Here is a 14034-nt window from a genome sequence, read left to right on the forward strand (position 1 = left end):
CTAGTGCGGGGCGATGGTCGGCGGGGGCGTCTGTAGCCAAGGGGCGAGCCTCAACCTGCGCGGCGGACGGGACGTGTCGCCGGAGGCCCGGAAGCGGCAGGCAAAGTCCACGACATCCTTCAGGGTGCTCTCGTCGAAGGGCTTGCACACCACGCCGAGCGCGCCGGCAAAGCCTTCCGGGATCTGTTCGGGGTTGGCGGTCATGAAGATCACGGCCGCGCCATGGCGGCTAACCAGCTCGTGCGCAACGGCGGGACCTGAAAGCCCATCCAGCAGATTGAGGTCGACCAGCGCAAGATTAGGCTTGTGCCGCTCGGCCAGAATGGCCGCCGTAGCCTGGTCCGCAGCTATGCCCACGACTTCGCAGCCGTGGTCGAGCAGCATCAACTCCAGCTCCATGGCCAGGATGGGCTGGTCCTCGACGACGACGACCCTCATTTCCCCCGGGAGATACTTGATCAACACAACAACCAAACGCCGGTGGACGAGGCGGCTAACACGGTTGAGCCCGCAATTGTCCGATTGCGTACACAGTGAACGCACCTGTATCGGATTGGTTCGACCTTTGCTATTCACGCGGCGGGGCGATGTCAGGATAGAGTAGACGGCGTGTCGGAATTTGAGCCTCGTCACGAGGAAACCCCTGTATCGACACAGGGTTTGAAGCTTCTGGGAACCCTGGTGCGAATCCGGTTGCGCGCGGTGCGTGACCCGGAGGCCGTGCGTCATCTGGGCTGGGTCGCGGACATGACCAGCGCCCTCAACCTGATGGCAGAGCGTGTCGCGCGCAGCGATGGCGCCGCCCTCGACGACTATCTCAATGAGGCCGTTGCCTTCTGGCGCCGCCACTATGAGGACGCGGGCCTGAGGCTGACCCTCAGCGGCCTGCCGCGCGAGGTCCCGCGAGCCCTGCACCTGCCGCTCGCCATCATCCTCCACGAGATCTGCGGCGAGGTCGCCCGCTTGCATCAGCCCGGTGACGTGGGGGCGGCGCTGGCCGTCGCCTTCTCGGCCTCGGGCGAGGACGTCGGCATGGTGGTCACGACCACCGCCAACCCGCGCGAGGACACGCCCCACGCGGAGGCACGCGCGATGATCGAAGGGCTGGTCACCCTTATGGGCGGTATGACCGGCTGGTCGGACCCGGCCGCGGGGGGCCTGACGCTCCGCGTACGCCTGCCCCGCGAGGGTCGCAGCCTGCAGTAGCGCCTACTGGCCGTCCTCGACGATGGCCCAGGCGTTGGCCGCGAACTGCTGGGCCGAGATGAAATAGCCCTTGCGCGACGCGTCGCTGGAGCAGACCTCCCGACGCACGTCGCTCATGATCGTGCCGTCGTTGACTGGCGTCAGGGTGCCGTCGCCGATAAAGTCCTCGACGACGATGTTCCCGCCGCGATCAAAGAACTGGCTGCGATGCGTGGCATAGTGGGCCTGCGAACAGTCCATGGTGATGCTCGAGACGGCGTAGTCGAACGGCACTGCGTCCGGCACCAGCGAAACCATGGTGAAGGTCACGTCCCGGCTGCTGCCGCTGATCCGCATCGAGCTCCAGTCCACGGCCGCTACGGCGTTGTCGGATGCCGAGACGGCTTCCCAGCTCTGAGCCAGGGCAGGCGTCGCGCCGATGACGGCCAGCGACGCGGCGATTGCGAGTGATTTCAACATGGAAGGCCTCCCGAATGATGCGCCGCACTCTGCCCGAACGCCGGTCGCGGGTCGACCGCGATGTCCTGATCATATCTGACGGGAAGGCCGCGAGGCGGTGGCTGGGGAACTAGGACTCGAACCTAGAATGACGGTACCAAAAACCGTAGTGTTACCATTACACCATTCCCCAGCAGGGCCGGTGCGTCGCGGGGCGGGCCCGCGAGAGGCGCCGAAATACGCCAAGGGCGCGGGCGATGCAACACCCCCTTTCGCAACTTTGCAGCGCTTTTCGTTCACCCCGAGAAATAGGCCATATCGCGGCTTGCGGGGGGTGGGCTGCATGGGTATAAGCCGCGTCCTCAAGTCGGAGTGTGGCTCAGTCTGGTAGAGCACTGCGTTCGGGACGCAGGGGTCGCAGGTTCGAATCCTGCCACTCCGACCATTTTCCCGGGGCCCGTCCCGTCGGCCCCCTTTCCTCCCTAATCTTCGGCCTTCGAGGCGACCCCGGCCAGATGACGGCCCACGGCCTCGATCGGGCGTTCGCCCAGCGCCTTGCGCCGCGCCAGCAGGTCCGGAGAGCCCGCGTCATAGTCGGCCATCAACGTCTTCACGAAGGCGCCCGAGCGGACCTCGGCCAGCACCTCGTCCATGGCGGCCTTTGACACCTCGCCCAGCACGCGTGGACCGGTCAGATAGGCCCCGTATTCCGCCGTGTTCGAAATCCGGGCGAACGCCCCGGCGATGCCCCGCTCGAACATCAGGTCGGTGACCAGCTTCAGCTCATAGAAGCATTCGAACCAGGCGACCTCGGGGGGATAGCCGGCCTCAACCAGCTTCGTGAAAGCGCCGTCGACCAGATCCTTGACCCCGCCGCACAGAACCACCTGTTCGCCGAACAGGTCGCTCTCGCATTCGGCGGCAAAGGTGGTCTCGAGGATGCCCTTGCGCCCACAGCCCAGCGCCGCGGCATAGGACAGGCCGAGCGCATGGGCGGCGCCGGATGCGTCCTGGTGCACACCGAACAGGCAGAACACCCCCTGCCCCTCCTCATAGAGGTCGCGGATGCGCGGCCCGATACCCTTGGGCGAGGCCAGAATCACATCGAGATCCGCCCGCGGCGTCACCAGGCCGAATCGCACCGACAGGCCGTGGGCGAAGATCAGGGCCGCCCCCGGCTTGATGGCAGGCTCGATCTCGTCCGCCCACAGATCGCGGTGCGCCTCGTCCGAGACCATGATGGCCACGACATCGGCGCCTTCCGTCGCCTCGCCAGCGGTCCGGACCTCGAATCCGTCCGCCTCGGCCACTGCGCGGGTCCGGGAGCCCGCCTTCAGGCCCACGACGATGTCGGTCACGCCCGAATCGCGCAGGTTCAGCGCATGGGTACGCCCCTGGCTGCCATAGCCGATCACGGCGACGCGCTTGCCCCGGATGATCGACAGGTCGCAGTCGCGGTCGTGGAAAACGGGTAGCGGGGTCATCGTGGAGAGCCTTTGTGGAGCAGATCTCTTATCCGCGACGCCCGACCGAAGCCCCAATAGTGCCTCTCGACCCGCAGAGTCGGCTGTCGGCCCGTGGTTTCCAGCGTCCAGACGTACGTAAGATCCAAACTGAACTCCGCATGGGTGCTACGCAACGGCTCGGCGTCGACACAGGGATCCGCCAACTCGTCATCCAAAGCGAACCCATCAGACCACGGCAAGGTCCAAGTGCGATGACGGATCGCGGCGTCGTTCCCGCCCACTCCGAATTCAGCCAGTTCGTCGACGGACCAGTGCCCCTCATTGTTGCGGCTCGCCACCAGACTGATCTCGCCGAGCGAGGAGTGGGCGATCACCTCGAAAACCAGAACCTGTTGCTCGCCCGAGGGCATGCTCACCCCGGCGCGGGCTCGGAGCGCCTTGTGGCGATCGATCGCACTCTCTGGCGCGACCCAGCTCGACGGATCGCGAAGCTCGGATTGAGGGGGAATGGGATTGGGAGGTGCCCAGAGCATCTCAGGAACCAGGCGCACGTCGTCGCCCTCCGGCGGCGGGAAATTGAGTGCAGGACAACGGGCAAACGCTGCGATCCGGGCCTCGAGTGACCTGTCCTGGCCTTGGGCAGGTACGGCAAGGAGCATCAGGACACCCCAAGCCAGCCCGAGTCGGCGCACGAGCTGAGCGCAGTCGCGGTCGTGGAAAACGGGCAGCAGGACGGCTAGGGTCTGGGTCATGACCCAAGACATAACCCCTTCTGATGTGATCGCCTTCTGGAAAGCCGCCGGACCCGAGAAATGGTTCGCCAAGGACGCGGCCTTCGATGCGGCGTTCAAGGACCGGTTCCTGAAGGCGCACATGGCCGGGGCGCGGCGCGAGCTGGACGGGTGGATGGAGACGGCAGAGGGGGCGCTGGCGCTGATCATCCTGCTGGACCAGCTGCCCCGGAACGCGTTTCGCGACACGGCGCACCAGTTCGCCACCGACCCGCTGGCGCTCAGCCTGGCGCGGGATGCCGTGGCCCGCGGCCATCTGGAGCGGACCGAGCCGGACCTGCGGAAATTCCTGCTCCTGCCGTTCGAGCATTCGGAGCGGCTGGAAGACCAAGACCGGTTCATGGACCTGATCGGGGACGATCCCGAGGATCTCAAATGGGCCAGGATCCATCGCGACATCATCGCCCGTTTCGGCCGCTTTCCGCACCGCAACCCGTCGCTGGGGCGCGAGACCACGCCCGAGGAGCAGGCCTTTCTGGATGAAGGCGGGTTCGACGGGTGAAAAATACCGTCTGAATGGTCTGAATAGTCTGAAACGGCATTGCTCATCTCCTCCTCGCCTGCGGGGAGGTGGCGCGGCGGCGTAGCCGACGTGACGGAGGGGGCGGCGGGACGGCTTGCCATGTTGGGGGATGAGGCCAACGACATATTCGGAGGGGGCACCGCCGCCCCCTCCACCATCTTCGATGGTCCCCCTCCCCGCGAGCGGGGAGGAGATGAAGTTGTCACCGTCTGAATGGTCTGAATCGTCTGAAATGAACGCTCCCCCTCCCGCCACTCCTCTGCCAACCGGACAGTATGGGCGCGGCGCGGACCAGGGCGGGAAGAACGGGTCAGCGTTCGAGGACGGCTCTGAAACCATTGCCGAAACGCACGCCAACCCGGATGGATGGCGCGCCTGGCCCCCTCAGTGGTCGACGCCAGCGTCGCGATCCAGCCGCCCCAGCCCTTGCCCGGCCAGCCACGCGTCCTGCAGGCCGTTAAGCTCATCGCGGCTGGAAGCGGTCATGGCGGCGAAACCGTGCCCCGTTTCCGGGTCATAGATCGCACTGGCGTACCAGGGGCCGTTGCTGCCGGTTTGCCAGCTGATGCGACGGACGGCGCCGTCGCGGTCGCGGACCCATTCGAACCGTCCGCCCAGGGTGTAGGCCTCATCCGGCGTGGAGACGCGCATCAGGTCCGCCCGATCGGCATCGTCGAACAGGGACGAGGTGAAGGGGAAGGCGCTGATGGCCAGCAGGTCGGCGGGGCGGGCCGCCAGCCCGCCGGCACAGGAGACAAAGTCGGGAACCGGCGTCGGACTGCCCTCGGCCCGGGCGGTGCCGGGGCCGTCCAGCTGGCCCGTGAAGATATAGGCCCCGTCGGCCCCGGCGGGGGTCAGCACCCACTCGTCGATCACGACGGCGAGGTTCTGTCCGGTGGCCTGCTCAAGGATGGCCTGCACGAGGACCCAGTTGGAATTCACATAGCTGAAGGCCTGTCCGGGTGGCACCGGCGAGCGGGCCACCGAGAACCGGTTGGCGGCCTCGGCCGAGGGAATGGCGGCGGTCAGAAGCCCCCGGTCCTGCGAGAGCGCGGGCGACAGGCCGTCTTCCAGCCCCGACCGGTTCTCGAGCAGGCGACGGAGGGTGAGGTCCGGATCGGACGCGCCCCTATACGACGGGAGCAACTCACTGACCGGCGAATCCAGCGACAGCAGCCCTGCATTCTCGAGCCGCACGGCGGCGAGGGTGCAGACATATTTGGCGATCGACCCCGATTGCCGAAGCAGCGCCGTATCCTCCCCCTCCGCGCCGCGCGGGAGAGTGGCAACCTCGACGGCCGGGTCGCCCCGCGCAACCTCAGCGCCCTGCGCCCGCGGCGTCGCAACCAGCAGGGCTGTGGCAAGGAGCAGAGCTGTGGCGAGGCTCAGGTTGAGGTGTCTCATGGTCGATCCTCCCGTCCTGCCCGCATGGGGCCGTTAACCGAGAGAGGCATTCGGAGACGCGGCTGGATGCAGTCGGTCGCCAGTTTTCTGTGGATGCTGATTCGGCAAGCCTGCCGCCGCCCCGCGAATCGGGCAGAGTGATCGCATGAACGCGCTCGCTCCGATCCTGACCGCTGATGCCGGGCCGGCGGCCGATCCGGCCCATCCCGAGTATCAGTATCTGAACCTGCTCCGGGACATCCTGGACAATGGCGCGCGGCGCGGGGACCGGACGGGCACGGGGACGCTCGGCGTATTCGGCCGGCAGATCCGGTTCGACCTGTCGAAGGGGTTTCCGCTTCTGACGACCAAGAAGCTGCACACCCGCTCGATCATCGTCGAGCTGCTGTGGTTCCTGCGCGGCGAGACCAATATCCGCTGGCTGAAGGACAATGGCGTTCGCATCTGGGATGAATGGGCCGATGCCGAAGGCGAACTGGGCCCGGTCTATGGCAAGCAATGGCGCAGCTGGACCGCGCCGGACGGCCGGGTGATCGACCAGATCGAAAAGGTGGTCGAGAGCATCCGCACCAATCCGAACAGCCGCCGGCACATCGTCACGGCCTGGAACCCGGCCGATGTCGACGACATGGCCCTGCCGCCCTGTCACTGCCTGTTCCAGTTCTTTGTGGCGGACGGCAAGCTGAGCTGCCAGCTGTACCAGCGCTCGGCCGACATCTTCCTCGGCGTGCCGTTCAACATCGCCAGCTATGCGCTGCTGACCCTGATGATCGCCCAGGCGACGGGGCTGGAGCCGGGGGAATTCGTCCATAGTTTCGGGGACGTGCACCTGTATCTGAACCATCTGGATCAGGCGGAGGAGCAACTGTCGCGGGTGCCGCGCCCCTTCCCCACCCTGACCCTGGCTCCGCGCGACGACCTGTTCGCCTATGAGCTGTCGGACGTCACGCTGGAGGGCTATGACCCCTGGCCCCACATCAAGGCCGTGGTCGCGGTGTGATGGACCTCAAGGCCCTGCAGGCCGACGTCCTGCGCATCTCCGACATCTATGCCGCCGAGCACGGGATCGACCGGTCTGGTGACTGGGCGCTGCTGAAGCTGCAGGAGGAGCTGGGCGAGCTGACGGCCGAGCATCTGCGCATGAGCGGACGGGCGCGGGGGGAGGCGGATGCGGGAAAGCTGGGCGATGAGGCCGCTGATGTGCTGGGCATGCTGCTGATCTATTGCGACAGCGCCGGCATCGATCTGGAAGCCGCCATGCAGCGCAAGTGGCTGCACTGGCTGGAGAAGGCGCCCGCATGATCCGCCCTCGCCTGTCCCTTGTGGCGGCCCGGGCGCAGAATGGCGTAATCGGGCTCGACGGTGACCTGCCCTGGCGGCTGCGGGGCGACCTGCAGCGGTTCAAGGCCATCACCATCGGCAAGCCGTGCCTGATGGGGCGGACGACCTGGGAGAGCCTGCCGCTGCGCCCCCTGCCCGGCCGGCTGAACATCGTGCTGACCCGCGACGAGAGCTTCGAGGCGAAGGGGGCGGTGGTCTGTACCAGCCTGTCGGAAGCGCTGGAGATGGCGCGCGAGCAGGCGCGCGAGGACGGGGTCGACGAGATCTGCGTGATCGGCGGGGCGCAGCTGTATGAGGCGGTGCTGGACCGGGCGGACCGGCTGTACATCACCGAGGTCGAGGCCGAACTGGAAGGCGACACCCGGTTTCCGGCCTTTGACGAGGGGGCTTTTGTCGAGATGGCGTCCGAGGCGCATGATGCGGGCGAGAAGGACGACCACGCCTATGTGTTTCGCACCTTGGACCGGAGAGCCAAATGATCGTCGCCACCACCAATGACCTGCCCGGACACCGCGTCGTGCGCGTGATCGGTATGGGGCGCGGGATCACCGTACGCTCGCGCAACATCGTGTCGGACGCCCTCGGCGGGCTGCAGTCGATCGTGGGCGGGCGCGTCGGCGCCTATGTCAAACTGGCCGAGAGCGCCCGCAAGGAAGCCTATGAGGCCCTGATCGAGGAGGCGCGCGCCATGGGCGGCAACGCCATCCTCGCCATGCGCTATGACGCCAATGAGATCATGCCGGGCATCACCGAGGTGCTGGCCTATGGCACGGTCGTGGTGGTGGAAGCCGAGTGAGTGACTAGCTGAGCGTCGCCATCGCGCTGCGCTCGAAGTCCTTGAGCTCGTCGTGGCGACCGTCGCGGATCTTCTGCATCCAGTACGGATCGGCCAACAGGGCGCGGCCGACGGCGACCAGATCGAACTCCTCGCGCTCCAGCCGGGCGATCAGGCCGTCCAGCGAGGCGGGTTTTGAACCCGCGCCGCCGAAGGCCGCGATGAACTCGCCGTCCAGGCCGACGGAGCCGACGGTGATGGTCGGCTTGGCCGTCAGCTTCTTGATCCAGCCGGCGAAATTGAGGTCCGAGCCCTCGAACTCCGGCTCCCAGAAGCGGCGCTGCGAGCCGTGGAAGACGTCGACGCCCGCGTCCGACAACGGGGTCAGCCACTGGGTCAGTTCGTCGGGCGTGTGGGCATTCTTCGCGGTGAAGTCGTGCGACTTCCATTGGGACAGGCGCAGGATCAGGGGCATGTCGGGGCCGATGCCTTCGCGCACCGCCTTGACCACCTCGGCGCCGAAGCGGGCGCGGTCGGCGATGGTCGGGCCGCCCCAGCGGTCGGTGCGGTCGTTGAGGCCGCTCCAGAAGAACTGATCGATCAGATAGCCGTGGGCGCCATGGATCTCGACGGCGTCAAAGCCCAGCTCGCGGGCGGCGCGGGCCGACCGGCCGAAGGCGGCGATGGTGTCGGCGATGTCCTCCTCGGTCATCGGCTCCAGCTTGCGCTTGCCGGGGGTGGTCATGCCGGACGGGCTGTCGACCTTGCCGAGGGGCTGCCAGTCCTCGCCCTGCCCGCGGGCCGAGCCGACGTGCCAGATTTGCGGCGCGATCAGGCCGCCGGCGGCGTGGACCTCGTCCACCACCTTCTTCCACTCGGGCAGGGCCTCACCGTGGAAGACGGGGACCTTGGCGTCATTGCGCGCGGCGGGGCGCTCGACCACCGTGCCCTCGGTGATGATCAGACCGACATCGCCCTCGGCCCGGCGGCGATAGTAGCCAGCGACTTCCTCGGTCGGGATGCCACCCGGCGAGAAGGAGCGGGTCATGGGCGCCATGACAATGCGGTTGGGCAGTTTCAGCGACTTGATCTGAAACGGCTGGAACAGGGCATCGACGGACATGAGGAACTCGCGGTTCAGTGATTGGAACCGCCGATGTGGCGATTAAGGTTGCGTTTGAAAACCCTGACGGCGGAAAAAACTGGCGGGGCATCAGGATCGGAACGGCGCTCCACATCGGGTGCATTGGCGGGGAAGCGGCAGGCGCACGCCCCCCGGATCCTTGCCCCACAGGCGGGTCCAGAAGCGTTGATCCTGTTTGAGCCGCTCCTCCGCAGCATGATCGGTGAAGGCCGGCCAGCCGCAGCGATAGCATTTGAGGGTGAACAGCCACACGCTCGGCAGGAAGGCGATGAGAGCCACCGCGGCCGGCCAGACATATCCCAGGGGCCACGCCACGAAGACTGCGATCAACGCCAGGGACGCCCGCGCCAGAGCGACCCACTGCCAGCGCCGGGCAATGGCGAAGCGCCGTGGAATCGAAGTCGGGGTCTCGCTCAATCCAGTCTCCCGGCAGGTCCGGGGAAGCCTACCGCCGGAGAACCCGTCCGCAAAGGTCTCAGCAGATCGCCGCGTCAGGGAAAGAGCACGGCCGCGACCTGCCCGGCCAGACGTCCGAACGCCTCTGCCGCATCAGGGGTGACCTCACCGATCAGGAACGGCGTGCCGGAATCCCCCGCCCGGCGGACGGCGGCGTCCAGCGGGATGTCGGCCAGCATCGGGATGCCCAGCCGCCCGGCTTCGGCAGGACCGCCGTCGGTGCCAAAGATGTCGCCGCTCATGGTCTGGACCAGGCCGAGCACCGGGGTGCCGACCTTGCCGAACAGGGCGCGGGCGCGGCGGGCGTCGGCGAGGGCGACCTCCTGAGGCGTGGTGACGATGATGGCGCCGTCCAGCGGAGTCTTCTGGATCAGGCTGAGGTGGACATCGCCGGTGCCGGGCGGCAGATCGACGACCAGCACATCCAGCGGCGCGGCCTCGGTGCCCCAACGGGTCTGGGTCAGCATCTGGGTCAGGGCCTGGGAGGCCATGGGCCCGCGCCAGACCATGGCGTCAGAGGCCTGGGTCAGGAGGCCGACCGACATGGCGGCGAGGCCGTGGGCGCGGTGTGGCTCCATCTTGCCGTCGACATAGTCGGGCTTGCCCGAGATGCCGAGCATGGTGGGCAGGGACGGGCCGTGGACATCGGCGTCGAGGATCCCGACGCGCAGGCCTTGCTGCGACAGGGCGACGGCCAGATTGACGGCGACGGTCGACTTGCCGACCCCGCCCTTGCCGCTGCCGACGGCAATCACCCGGCGCACATGGTCAGGACGGTCGGTCGGCACCGGTGCCTTCGGGCGGCCCTGATCCACCGCCTCTTTCGACAGGCCGGCCGTGCGGCGCGCGGGTGCGGGCGTCGTCTCGGCGGTCAGGATGACCGAGACACGGGCGATGCCCGGCAGGGCCTTGAGGGCGGCCTCGGCCTGATCACGGATGGGGGCGTACCGAGCGACCTCGGCCTGGTCGACCTCGAGCACAAAGCCCGCGCGATCCTCGGCCACGACCAGACCCTTGACCTTGCCGCCGTCCATCAGACCGCCGCCGGTGACCGGATCGGTCAGGCGGTTCAGCAGATCGATGACGGCCTGTCTGTCGGGCACGGCTTGCTCCTTGGCGCGCGAGGGGGTTTACCGGGCCTTCTATCCCCCTGACCGCATCGGCGCGAGGTTCCATTTGTCCCAGGGCGAGGCCGCCAGACTGACCCTGATCGGGGGGCCGACCGCGTCGGGCAAGTCGGCGCGGGCGCTTGAGCTGGCCGAACGGACCGGGGCGGTGATCATCAATGCCGACAGCCAGCAGCTGTATGCCGAGCTCAGCGTGCTGAGCGCCCGGCCGGATGCCCACGAGGAGGCCCGGGCCGAGCACCGGCTGTACGGCGTAGCGGCGGGCGACGATCCCTGGTCGGTCGGGCGCTGGGTGCGCGCGGTACAGGACCTTCTGGAAGAGCTCGACGGACGGCCCGCCGTGCTGGTGGGGGGCACCGGCCTGTACTTTACCGCCCTGACGAAGGGGCTGGCCGATATTCCGCCGGTGCCCGACGCGGTGCGCGAGGCCGTAGAGGCCGACTATGACCGGATGGGCGAAGCGGCGTTCCGACAGCGGCTGGCTGAAGTGGACCCTGAGGCCGCCGCGCGGATTGAGGACAATGACCGGCAACGGTTGATCCGGGCCATGGCCGTGGCCCGGCATTCGGGACGGGCCCTGTCGGACTGGCAGGCGGACACTCGCCCGGTCCTGAGTCCCGGCAGCTGGACCGGACAGGTGCTGATGCCCGACCGGGAGGCTCTCTATGCCGCCTGCGACGCGCGCTGTGCCGTCATGCTGGAGCGGGGCGCGCTGGACGAGGTGCGGGGCCTGCTAACGCGGGACCTGTCCCCTGCCCTGCCGGTGATGAAGGCGGTCGGTGTGCGCGAACTGGCGGCCCACCTGCGGGGCGAAACCTCGCGGGAGGTGGGGCTGGACCGGATGCGGCAAGCCACCCGCAACTATGCGAAGCGACAGGTGACCTGGTTCAGGAACCAGATGGCGGACTGGGAGCGCGTCTGACCTCAGCCGCCAGAAGGCCGACGCCCAGCCAGGCCCCCAGAATCGGACTCATGCCGATGCCCAGCCACGGGACCGGAAAGGCGCCGAACAGAGGCGTGACGGCGGTCGCCACGCACCAGGTCGAGAGCGCCAGCGCGGCCGTTGCCGCCGTCGACCGGCGCGCGATCCCCGCCGGAAGAAGGACGGTCACCGCCAACCCCAGCACCCCGGCCACGGCGAGGACGGGCGACACCGACCAGGCCAGCTGGACGATCTGCTCAACCTCGGGGACCGGCTGGAGCGGGTCGGGTCGGAGCCAGCTGACGACGGCCAGCGCCAGAATCGCGCCTGACAGAGCCAGCTTCGCCGGTCGCCGCAGATCCGACCGGACGACGATCACTGCAAACGCCAGGGCGAAGGCTGTGGCCTGCGAGGCGTCAGGCTGCCCCACCAGCACGGCAAGCACGCCGAGGGCCAGCACGCCCTGCCACCGCCGCAAGGGAGATCCAGCCATAGTCACCACCATCACGGGCAGGACGACCAGGGCGACGTTGATGTGGAGCGGCCCGATATCCAGCCAGCGGCGCACCCCCTCCTCCGGCTGTCCGAAGAGACTGGCAACCAGCAGCACAGCACAGGATATCAGAGACAAGGACCTTGCCTGGGGCCCTGGAGCGAGAGTTAGACGCGCTGCCAGCAAGGCTCCTGTGCCCCAGGCGATCAGATTGCGAACCCATGACCCTGTCGCCACGTCCGCGAGGGCGCATATCCAGCAGCCGAGGCCCACCGTGGTCAGGCTGGCGACCGCAAAGAGTCCGTAGAACAGCAGCGAGCGACGGCTTTCCGTCAAGGCTCGACCACTTCCATCACGCCGGAATCGAACCGGACGCCCTCAAACTCGGGATAGGCCTTGCGGAGCATGGCGGTCTGATCGGGGCTGGAAGGATCCATGATGTACCAGACCCCGTCGACCATGAAGGCAAGGTTCGGCGTGATGGCGCGCACCTGGATGTCCTCGACCTCCATGAGCATGGTCAGGTCGAAGGTGACGTATCGACGGCTGCCGTCGGGGGTGACGAAGGCCTGCGCGCCGTCAACGTCGATGTCATATTGGACGATGGTCACGCTGCTCATGACCTCGCGGACCGATGCCTTGGTCGCGGCCCGGGCTTCTGCTTCGTCCACGCCGAAGTGCTCGGCGATCGTCGAGAGAAGCCGCGGCGGCAGGAAATCCATGATGGCCTCGAACTGGCCGGCATCGACATAGCCGGTCAGTTCGGCGACGCGGGCCTCGAGGCCGGCGCGCTCGTCAGCGGTCAGCTGGACGGCGGTCTGCGCAACGGCGGATGTGGGCGTGACCAGCGGCGCAACCGCGAGGGGCCCCAGAAGGGCAAGACAGAGTGCGAGACGACGAAACATGGAACCTCCCCCTTGGATCAGGGATGATTGCCTGAGGCTCGCCCGACAGGCCAGCACGTTTCTTCGTCCCGACGATTATTGGATTTGTGACCAATGGCCCCTATATTGGGGGTGTCCGGGTTCGCCCGGACTATGGCGATAAAGGCGCTTGTAATAAGCGGACCGGACCCGGGTGCGATTCCCGGCGGCTCCACCATTTTCCCCCGCGTTATCGGCGGAAGGTATGGGGCCGACTAGCATCGACGGACGTGTAAAGAAGATTGCTTTCGCTCGTACTGGCCCATCGTTATCGGGCCATTTTCTAACTGCGAACGATAACTTCGCTGGGGAATACGCTGTCGCCGCGTAATGCGGTTCCGGTAATTCCAATCTAAACTCCTGGAGGTTCAGATCTTCAGGCGGGGCCTGTCGGGAGCCTGGCAACAGAATCCCGGCGCTTTTCCCGCATTCCGGCTCATGTCGCCCTTTCGTCCCCTGACGCACGGGGCTATCAGGGTGCGTTCCTGACTGAGGCTGGCATGACAAGCGCGACCCCACCCGTCGACGAGATGCATTATGAGCGCCTGGCGCAGGATGCCCTGCGCGGGGTGATCCGGGCCGCGCTGGCGCGCGCCGCCGAGCCCGAGGGCCTGCCCGGCGCGCACCATTTCTACATCACCTTCCAGACCCGGGCGAAGGGTGTGCAGCTGCCGCCCGATGTGGTCGCCAAATACCCCGAAGAGATGACCGTCGTCCTGCAACACCAGTACGAGGATCTGGTGGTCGAGGACGACCAGTTCAGCGTGATGCTGCGCTTCGGCGGCGTGCCCAAGGCGATGACGGTGCCCTATCGCGCCATCACCCGCTTCTTCGATCCGTCCGTGCAATTCCTGCTGCAGTTCGAAACCGTGGCTGCGCCCGATCCCGACGAGGATGGCGACGAGGAAGAGGCCGTCGAGGCACCCGTGGCCGAGGTCCCCGCCGATGACGGGCCCAAGGTCGTCTCGCTGGACCAGTTCCGGAAAAAATAGCTAAGGTTTGCGGGCCAGCCGGATGGAGCCCGC

Annotated in this window: 18 protein-coding genes, 2 tRNA genes and 1 other RNA gene; 10 read left to right on the forward strand and 11 right to left on the reverse strand. The window is 67.2% G+C overall.

The genetic code is table 11. The features are described 5' to 3' along the window. The gene (locus LC068_RS01790) at window positions 1-438 is read right to left on the reverse strand and encodes a response regulator (protein ID WP_226634035.1); all 438 of its coding nucleotides are present in this window, start codon (window positions 436-438) and stop codon (window positions 1-3) included. A 222-nt stretch (window positions 439-660) separates the two neighbouring features. On the opposite strand from LC068_RS01790, the gene LC068_RS01795 reads away from it, so the two are divergent. Next, window positions 661-1206: a hypothetical protein gene (locus LC068_RS01795; protein WP_226634037.1), complete on the forward strand. Its 546-nt coding sequence runs from the start codon at window positions 661-663 to the stop codon at window positions 1204-1206. Between the two features lie 3 nt (window positions 1207-1209). On the opposite strand, the gene LC068_RS01800 is transcribed toward LC068_RS01795, so the two are convergent. Together LC068_RS01800 and LC068_RS01805 are read right to left on the reverse strand one after the other, a co-directional pair. After that, window positions 1210-1665, reverse strand: a complete 456-nt coding sequence (locus tag LC068_RS01800; RefSeq protein WP_226634039.1) for a hypothetical protein — start codon at window positions 1663-1665, stop codon at window positions 1210-1212. A 98-nt stretch (window positions 1666-1763) separates the two neighbouring features. Further along, window positions 1764-1837, reverse strand: a tRNA-Gln gene (locus LC068_RS01805). Between the two features lie 175 nt (window positions 1838-2012). Between LC068_RS01805 and LC068_RS01810 the strand changes: the two genes are divergently transcribed. Beyond that, window positions 2013-2089, forward strand: a tRNA-Pro gene (locus tag LC068_RS01810). Window positions 2090-2126: 37 nt separating this feature from the next. Here the strand turns inward: LC068_RS01810 and ilvC are convergent. Further along, entirely contained in the window at window positions 2127-3128 is a 1002-nt protein-coding gene (gene ilvC / locus LC068_RS01815; protein ID WP_226634041.1) for a ketol-acid reductoisomerase, read from the reverse strand. Next, a complete protein-coding gene (locus LC068_RS01820) occupies window positions 3125-3862 on the reverse strand; it encodes a hypothetical protein (RefSeq protein WP_226634044.1) in 738 nt (245 codons plus the stop codon). Before LC068_RS01820 ends, ilvC begins: the two co-directional genes overlap by 4 nt. Between LC068_RS01820 and LC068_RS01825 the strand changes: the two genes are divergently transcribed. After that, window positions 3861-4403, forward strand: a complete 543-nt coding sequence (locus LC068_RS01825; protein WP_226634046.1) for a DUF924 family protein — start codon at window positions 3861-3863, stop codon at window positions 4401-4403. The two genes, LC068_RS01820 and LC068_RS01825, sit on opposite strands and share 2 nt — an antisense overlap. A 405-nt stretch (window positions 4404-4808) precedes the next feature. Here LC068_RS01825 and LC068_RS01830 read toward each other — a convergent pair whose 3' ends face one another. Continuing rightward, window positions 4809-5828, reverse strand: coding sequence for a serine hydrolase domain-containing protein (locus tag LC068_RS01830; RefSeq protein ID WP_226634048.1), 1020 nt, complete (start codon window positions 5826-5828; stop codon window positions 4809-4811). Window positions 5829-5973: 145 nt separating this feature from the next. Here LC068_RS01830 and LC068_RS01835 point away from each other — a divergent pair, with 145 nt between their 5' ends. From LC068_RS01835 to LC068_RS01850, 4 genes are read left to right on the forward strand one after another with little or no spacing between them, the layout of a single operon-like run. After that, on the forward strand, window positions 5974-6828 hold the full coding sequence (locus tag LC068_RS01835) for a thymidylate synthase (protein ID WP_226634050.1): 855 nt from the start codon (window positions 5974-5976) through the stop codon (window positions 6826-6828). Then, window positions 6828-7130, forward strand: a complete 303-nt coding sequence (locus LC068_RS01840) for a nucleoside triphosphate pyrophosphohydrolase family protein (RefSeq protein WP_226634053.1) — start codon at window positions 6828-6830, stop codon at window positions 7128-7130. Before LC068_RS01835 ends, LC068_RS01840 begins: the two co-directional genes overlap by 1 nt. Further along, window positions 7127-7648 (forward strand): dihydrofolate reductase, encoded by a 522-nt coding sequence (locus tag LC068_RS01845; protein WP_226634055.1) that lies wholly within the window; start codon window positions 7127-7129, stop codon window positions 7646-7648. The genes LC068_RS01840 and LC068_RS01845 overlap by 4 nt, the downstream gene beginning before the upstream one ends. Beyond that, window positions 7645-7965, forward strand: coding sequence for a YbjQ family protein (locus LC068_RS01850; RefSeq protein WP_226634057.1), 321 nt, complete (start codon window positions 7645-7647; stop codon window positions 7963-7965). Before LC068_RS01845 ends, LC068_RS01850 begins: the two co-directional genes overlap by 4 nt. A gap of 4 nt (window positions 7966-7969) precedes the next feature. On the opposite strand, the gene LC068_RS01855 is transcribed toward LC068_RS01850, so the two are convergent. From LC068_RS01855 to LC068_RS01865, 3 genes are all read right to left on the reverse strand, one after another. Beyond that, on the reverse strand, window positions 7970-9067 hold the full coding sequence (locus LC068_RS01855) for an NADH:flavin oxidoreductase (RefSeq protein ID WP_226634060.1): 1098 nt from the start codon (window positions 9065-9067) through the stop codon (window positions 7970-7972). A 90-nt stretch (window positions 9068-9157) separates the two neighbouring features. Next, entirely contained in the window at window positions 9158-9505 is a 348-nt protein-coding gene (locus tag LC068_RS01860) for a hypothetical protein (RefSeq protein WP_226634062.1), read from the reverse strand. Between the two features lie 74 nt (window positions 9506-9579). After that, window positions 9580-10647, reverse strand: coding sequence for a P-loop NTPase (locus LC068_RS01865; protein WP_226634065.1), 1068 nt, complete (start codon window positions 10645-10647; stop codon window positions 9580-9582). Window positions 10648-10720: 73 nt separating this feature from the next. On the opposite strand from LC068_RS01865, the gene miaA reads away from it, so the two are divergent. Then, window positions 10721-11593 carry a tRNA (adenosine(37)-N6)-dimethylallyltransferase MiaA gene (miaA, locus tag LC068_RS01870; RefSeq protein WP_226634067.1) on the forward strand — a complete coding sequence of 291 codons (873 nt, stop codon included), beginning with the start codon at window positions 10721-10723 and terminating at the stop codon, window positions 11591-11593. Here miaA and LC068_RS01875 read toward each other — a convergent pair. Continuing rightward, a complete protein-coding gene (locus LC068_RS01875; protein WP_226634068.1) occupies window positions 11559-12224 on the reverse strand; it encodes a hypothetical protein in 666 nt (221 codons plus the stop codon). The two genes, miaA and LC068_RS01875, sit on opposite strands and share 35 nt — an antisense overlap. A gap of 194 nt (window positions 12225-12418) precedes the next feature. After that, window positions 12419-12991 (reverse strand): hypothetical protein, encoded by a 573-nt coding sequence (locus LC068_RS01880; RefSeq protein WP_226634069.1) that lies wholly within the window; start codon window positions 12989-12991, stop codon window positions 12419-12421. Window positions 12992-13065: 74 nt separating this feature from the next. Here LC068_RS01880 and ssrA point away from each other — a divergent pair. Together ssrA and LC068_RS01890 are read left to right on the forward strand one after the other, a co-directional pair. Further along, window positions 13066-13429: a transfer-messenger RNA gene (gene ssrA / locus LC068_RS01885) on the forward strand. Window positions 13430-13509: 80 nt separating this feature from the next. Then, a complete protein-coding gene (locus LC068_RS01890; RefSeq protein ID WP_226634070.1) occupies window positions 13510-14001 on the forward strand; it encodes an SspB family protein in 492 nt (163 codons plus the stop codon). Window positions 14002-14034: the final 33 nt, after the last annotated feature.

It is taken from the genome of Brevundimonas poindexterae (assembly GCF_020524625.1).
Lineage (GTDB): Bacteria > Pseudomonadota > Alphaproteobacteria > Caulobacterales > Caulobacteraceae > Brevundimonas > Brevundimonas poindexterae_A.

Bases quoted from the DNA above. Each gene is read 5' to 3' on its own strand.
- LC068_RS01790 (WP_226634035.1), bottom strand. From the start codon at position 438: ATGAGGGTCGTCGTCGTCGAGGACCAGCCCATCCTGGCCATGGAGCTG.
- LC068_RS01800 (WP_226634039.1), bottom strand. From the start codon at position 1,665: ATGTTGAAATCACTCGCAATCGCCGCGTCGCTGGCCGTCATCGGCGCG.
- ilvC (WP_226634041.1), bottom strand. From the start codon at position 3,128: ATGACCCCGCTACCCGTTTTCCACGACCGCGACTGCGACCTGTCGATC.
- LC068_RS01825 (WP_226634046.1), top strand. From the start codon at position 3,861: ATGACCCAAGACATAACCCCTTCTGATGTGATCGCCTTCTGGAAAGCC.
- LC068_RS01820 (WP_226634044.1), bottom strand. From the start codon at position 3,862: ATGACCCAGACCCTAGCCGTCCTGCTGCCCGTTTTCCACGACCGCGAC.
- LC068_RS01830 (WP_226634048.1), bottom strand. From the start codon at position 5,828: ATGAGACACCTCAACCTGAGCCTCGCCACAGCTCTGCTCCTTGCCACA.
- LC068_RS01835 (WP_226634050.1), top strand. From the start codon at position 5,974: ATGAACGCGCTCGCTCCGATCCTGACCGCTGATGCCGGGCCGGCGGCC.
- LC068_RS01840 (WP_226634053.1), top strand. From the start codon at position 6,828: ATGGACCTCAAGGCCCTGCAGGCCGACGTCCTGCGCATCTCCGACATC.
- LC068_RS01845 (WP_226634055.1), top strand. From the start codon at position 7,127: ATGATCCGCCCTCGCCTGTCCCTTGTGGCGGCCCGGGCGCAGAATGGC.
- LC068_RS01850 (WP_226634057.1), top strand. From the start codon at position 7,645: ATGATCGTCGCCACCACCAATGACCTGCCCGGACACCGCGTCGTGCGC.
- LC068_RS01855 (WP_226634060.1), bottom strand. From the start codon at position 9,067: ATGTCCGTCGATGCCCTGTTCCAGCCGTTTCAGATCAAGTCGCTGAAA.
- LC068_RS01880 (WP_226634069.1), bottom strand. From the start codon at position 12,991: ATGTTTCGTCGTCTCGCACTCTGTCTTGCCCTTCTGGGGCCCCTCGCG.
- LC068_RS01890 (WP_226634070.1), top strand. From the start codon at position 13,510: ATGACAAGCGCGACCCCACCCGTCGACGAGATGCATTATGAGCGCCTG.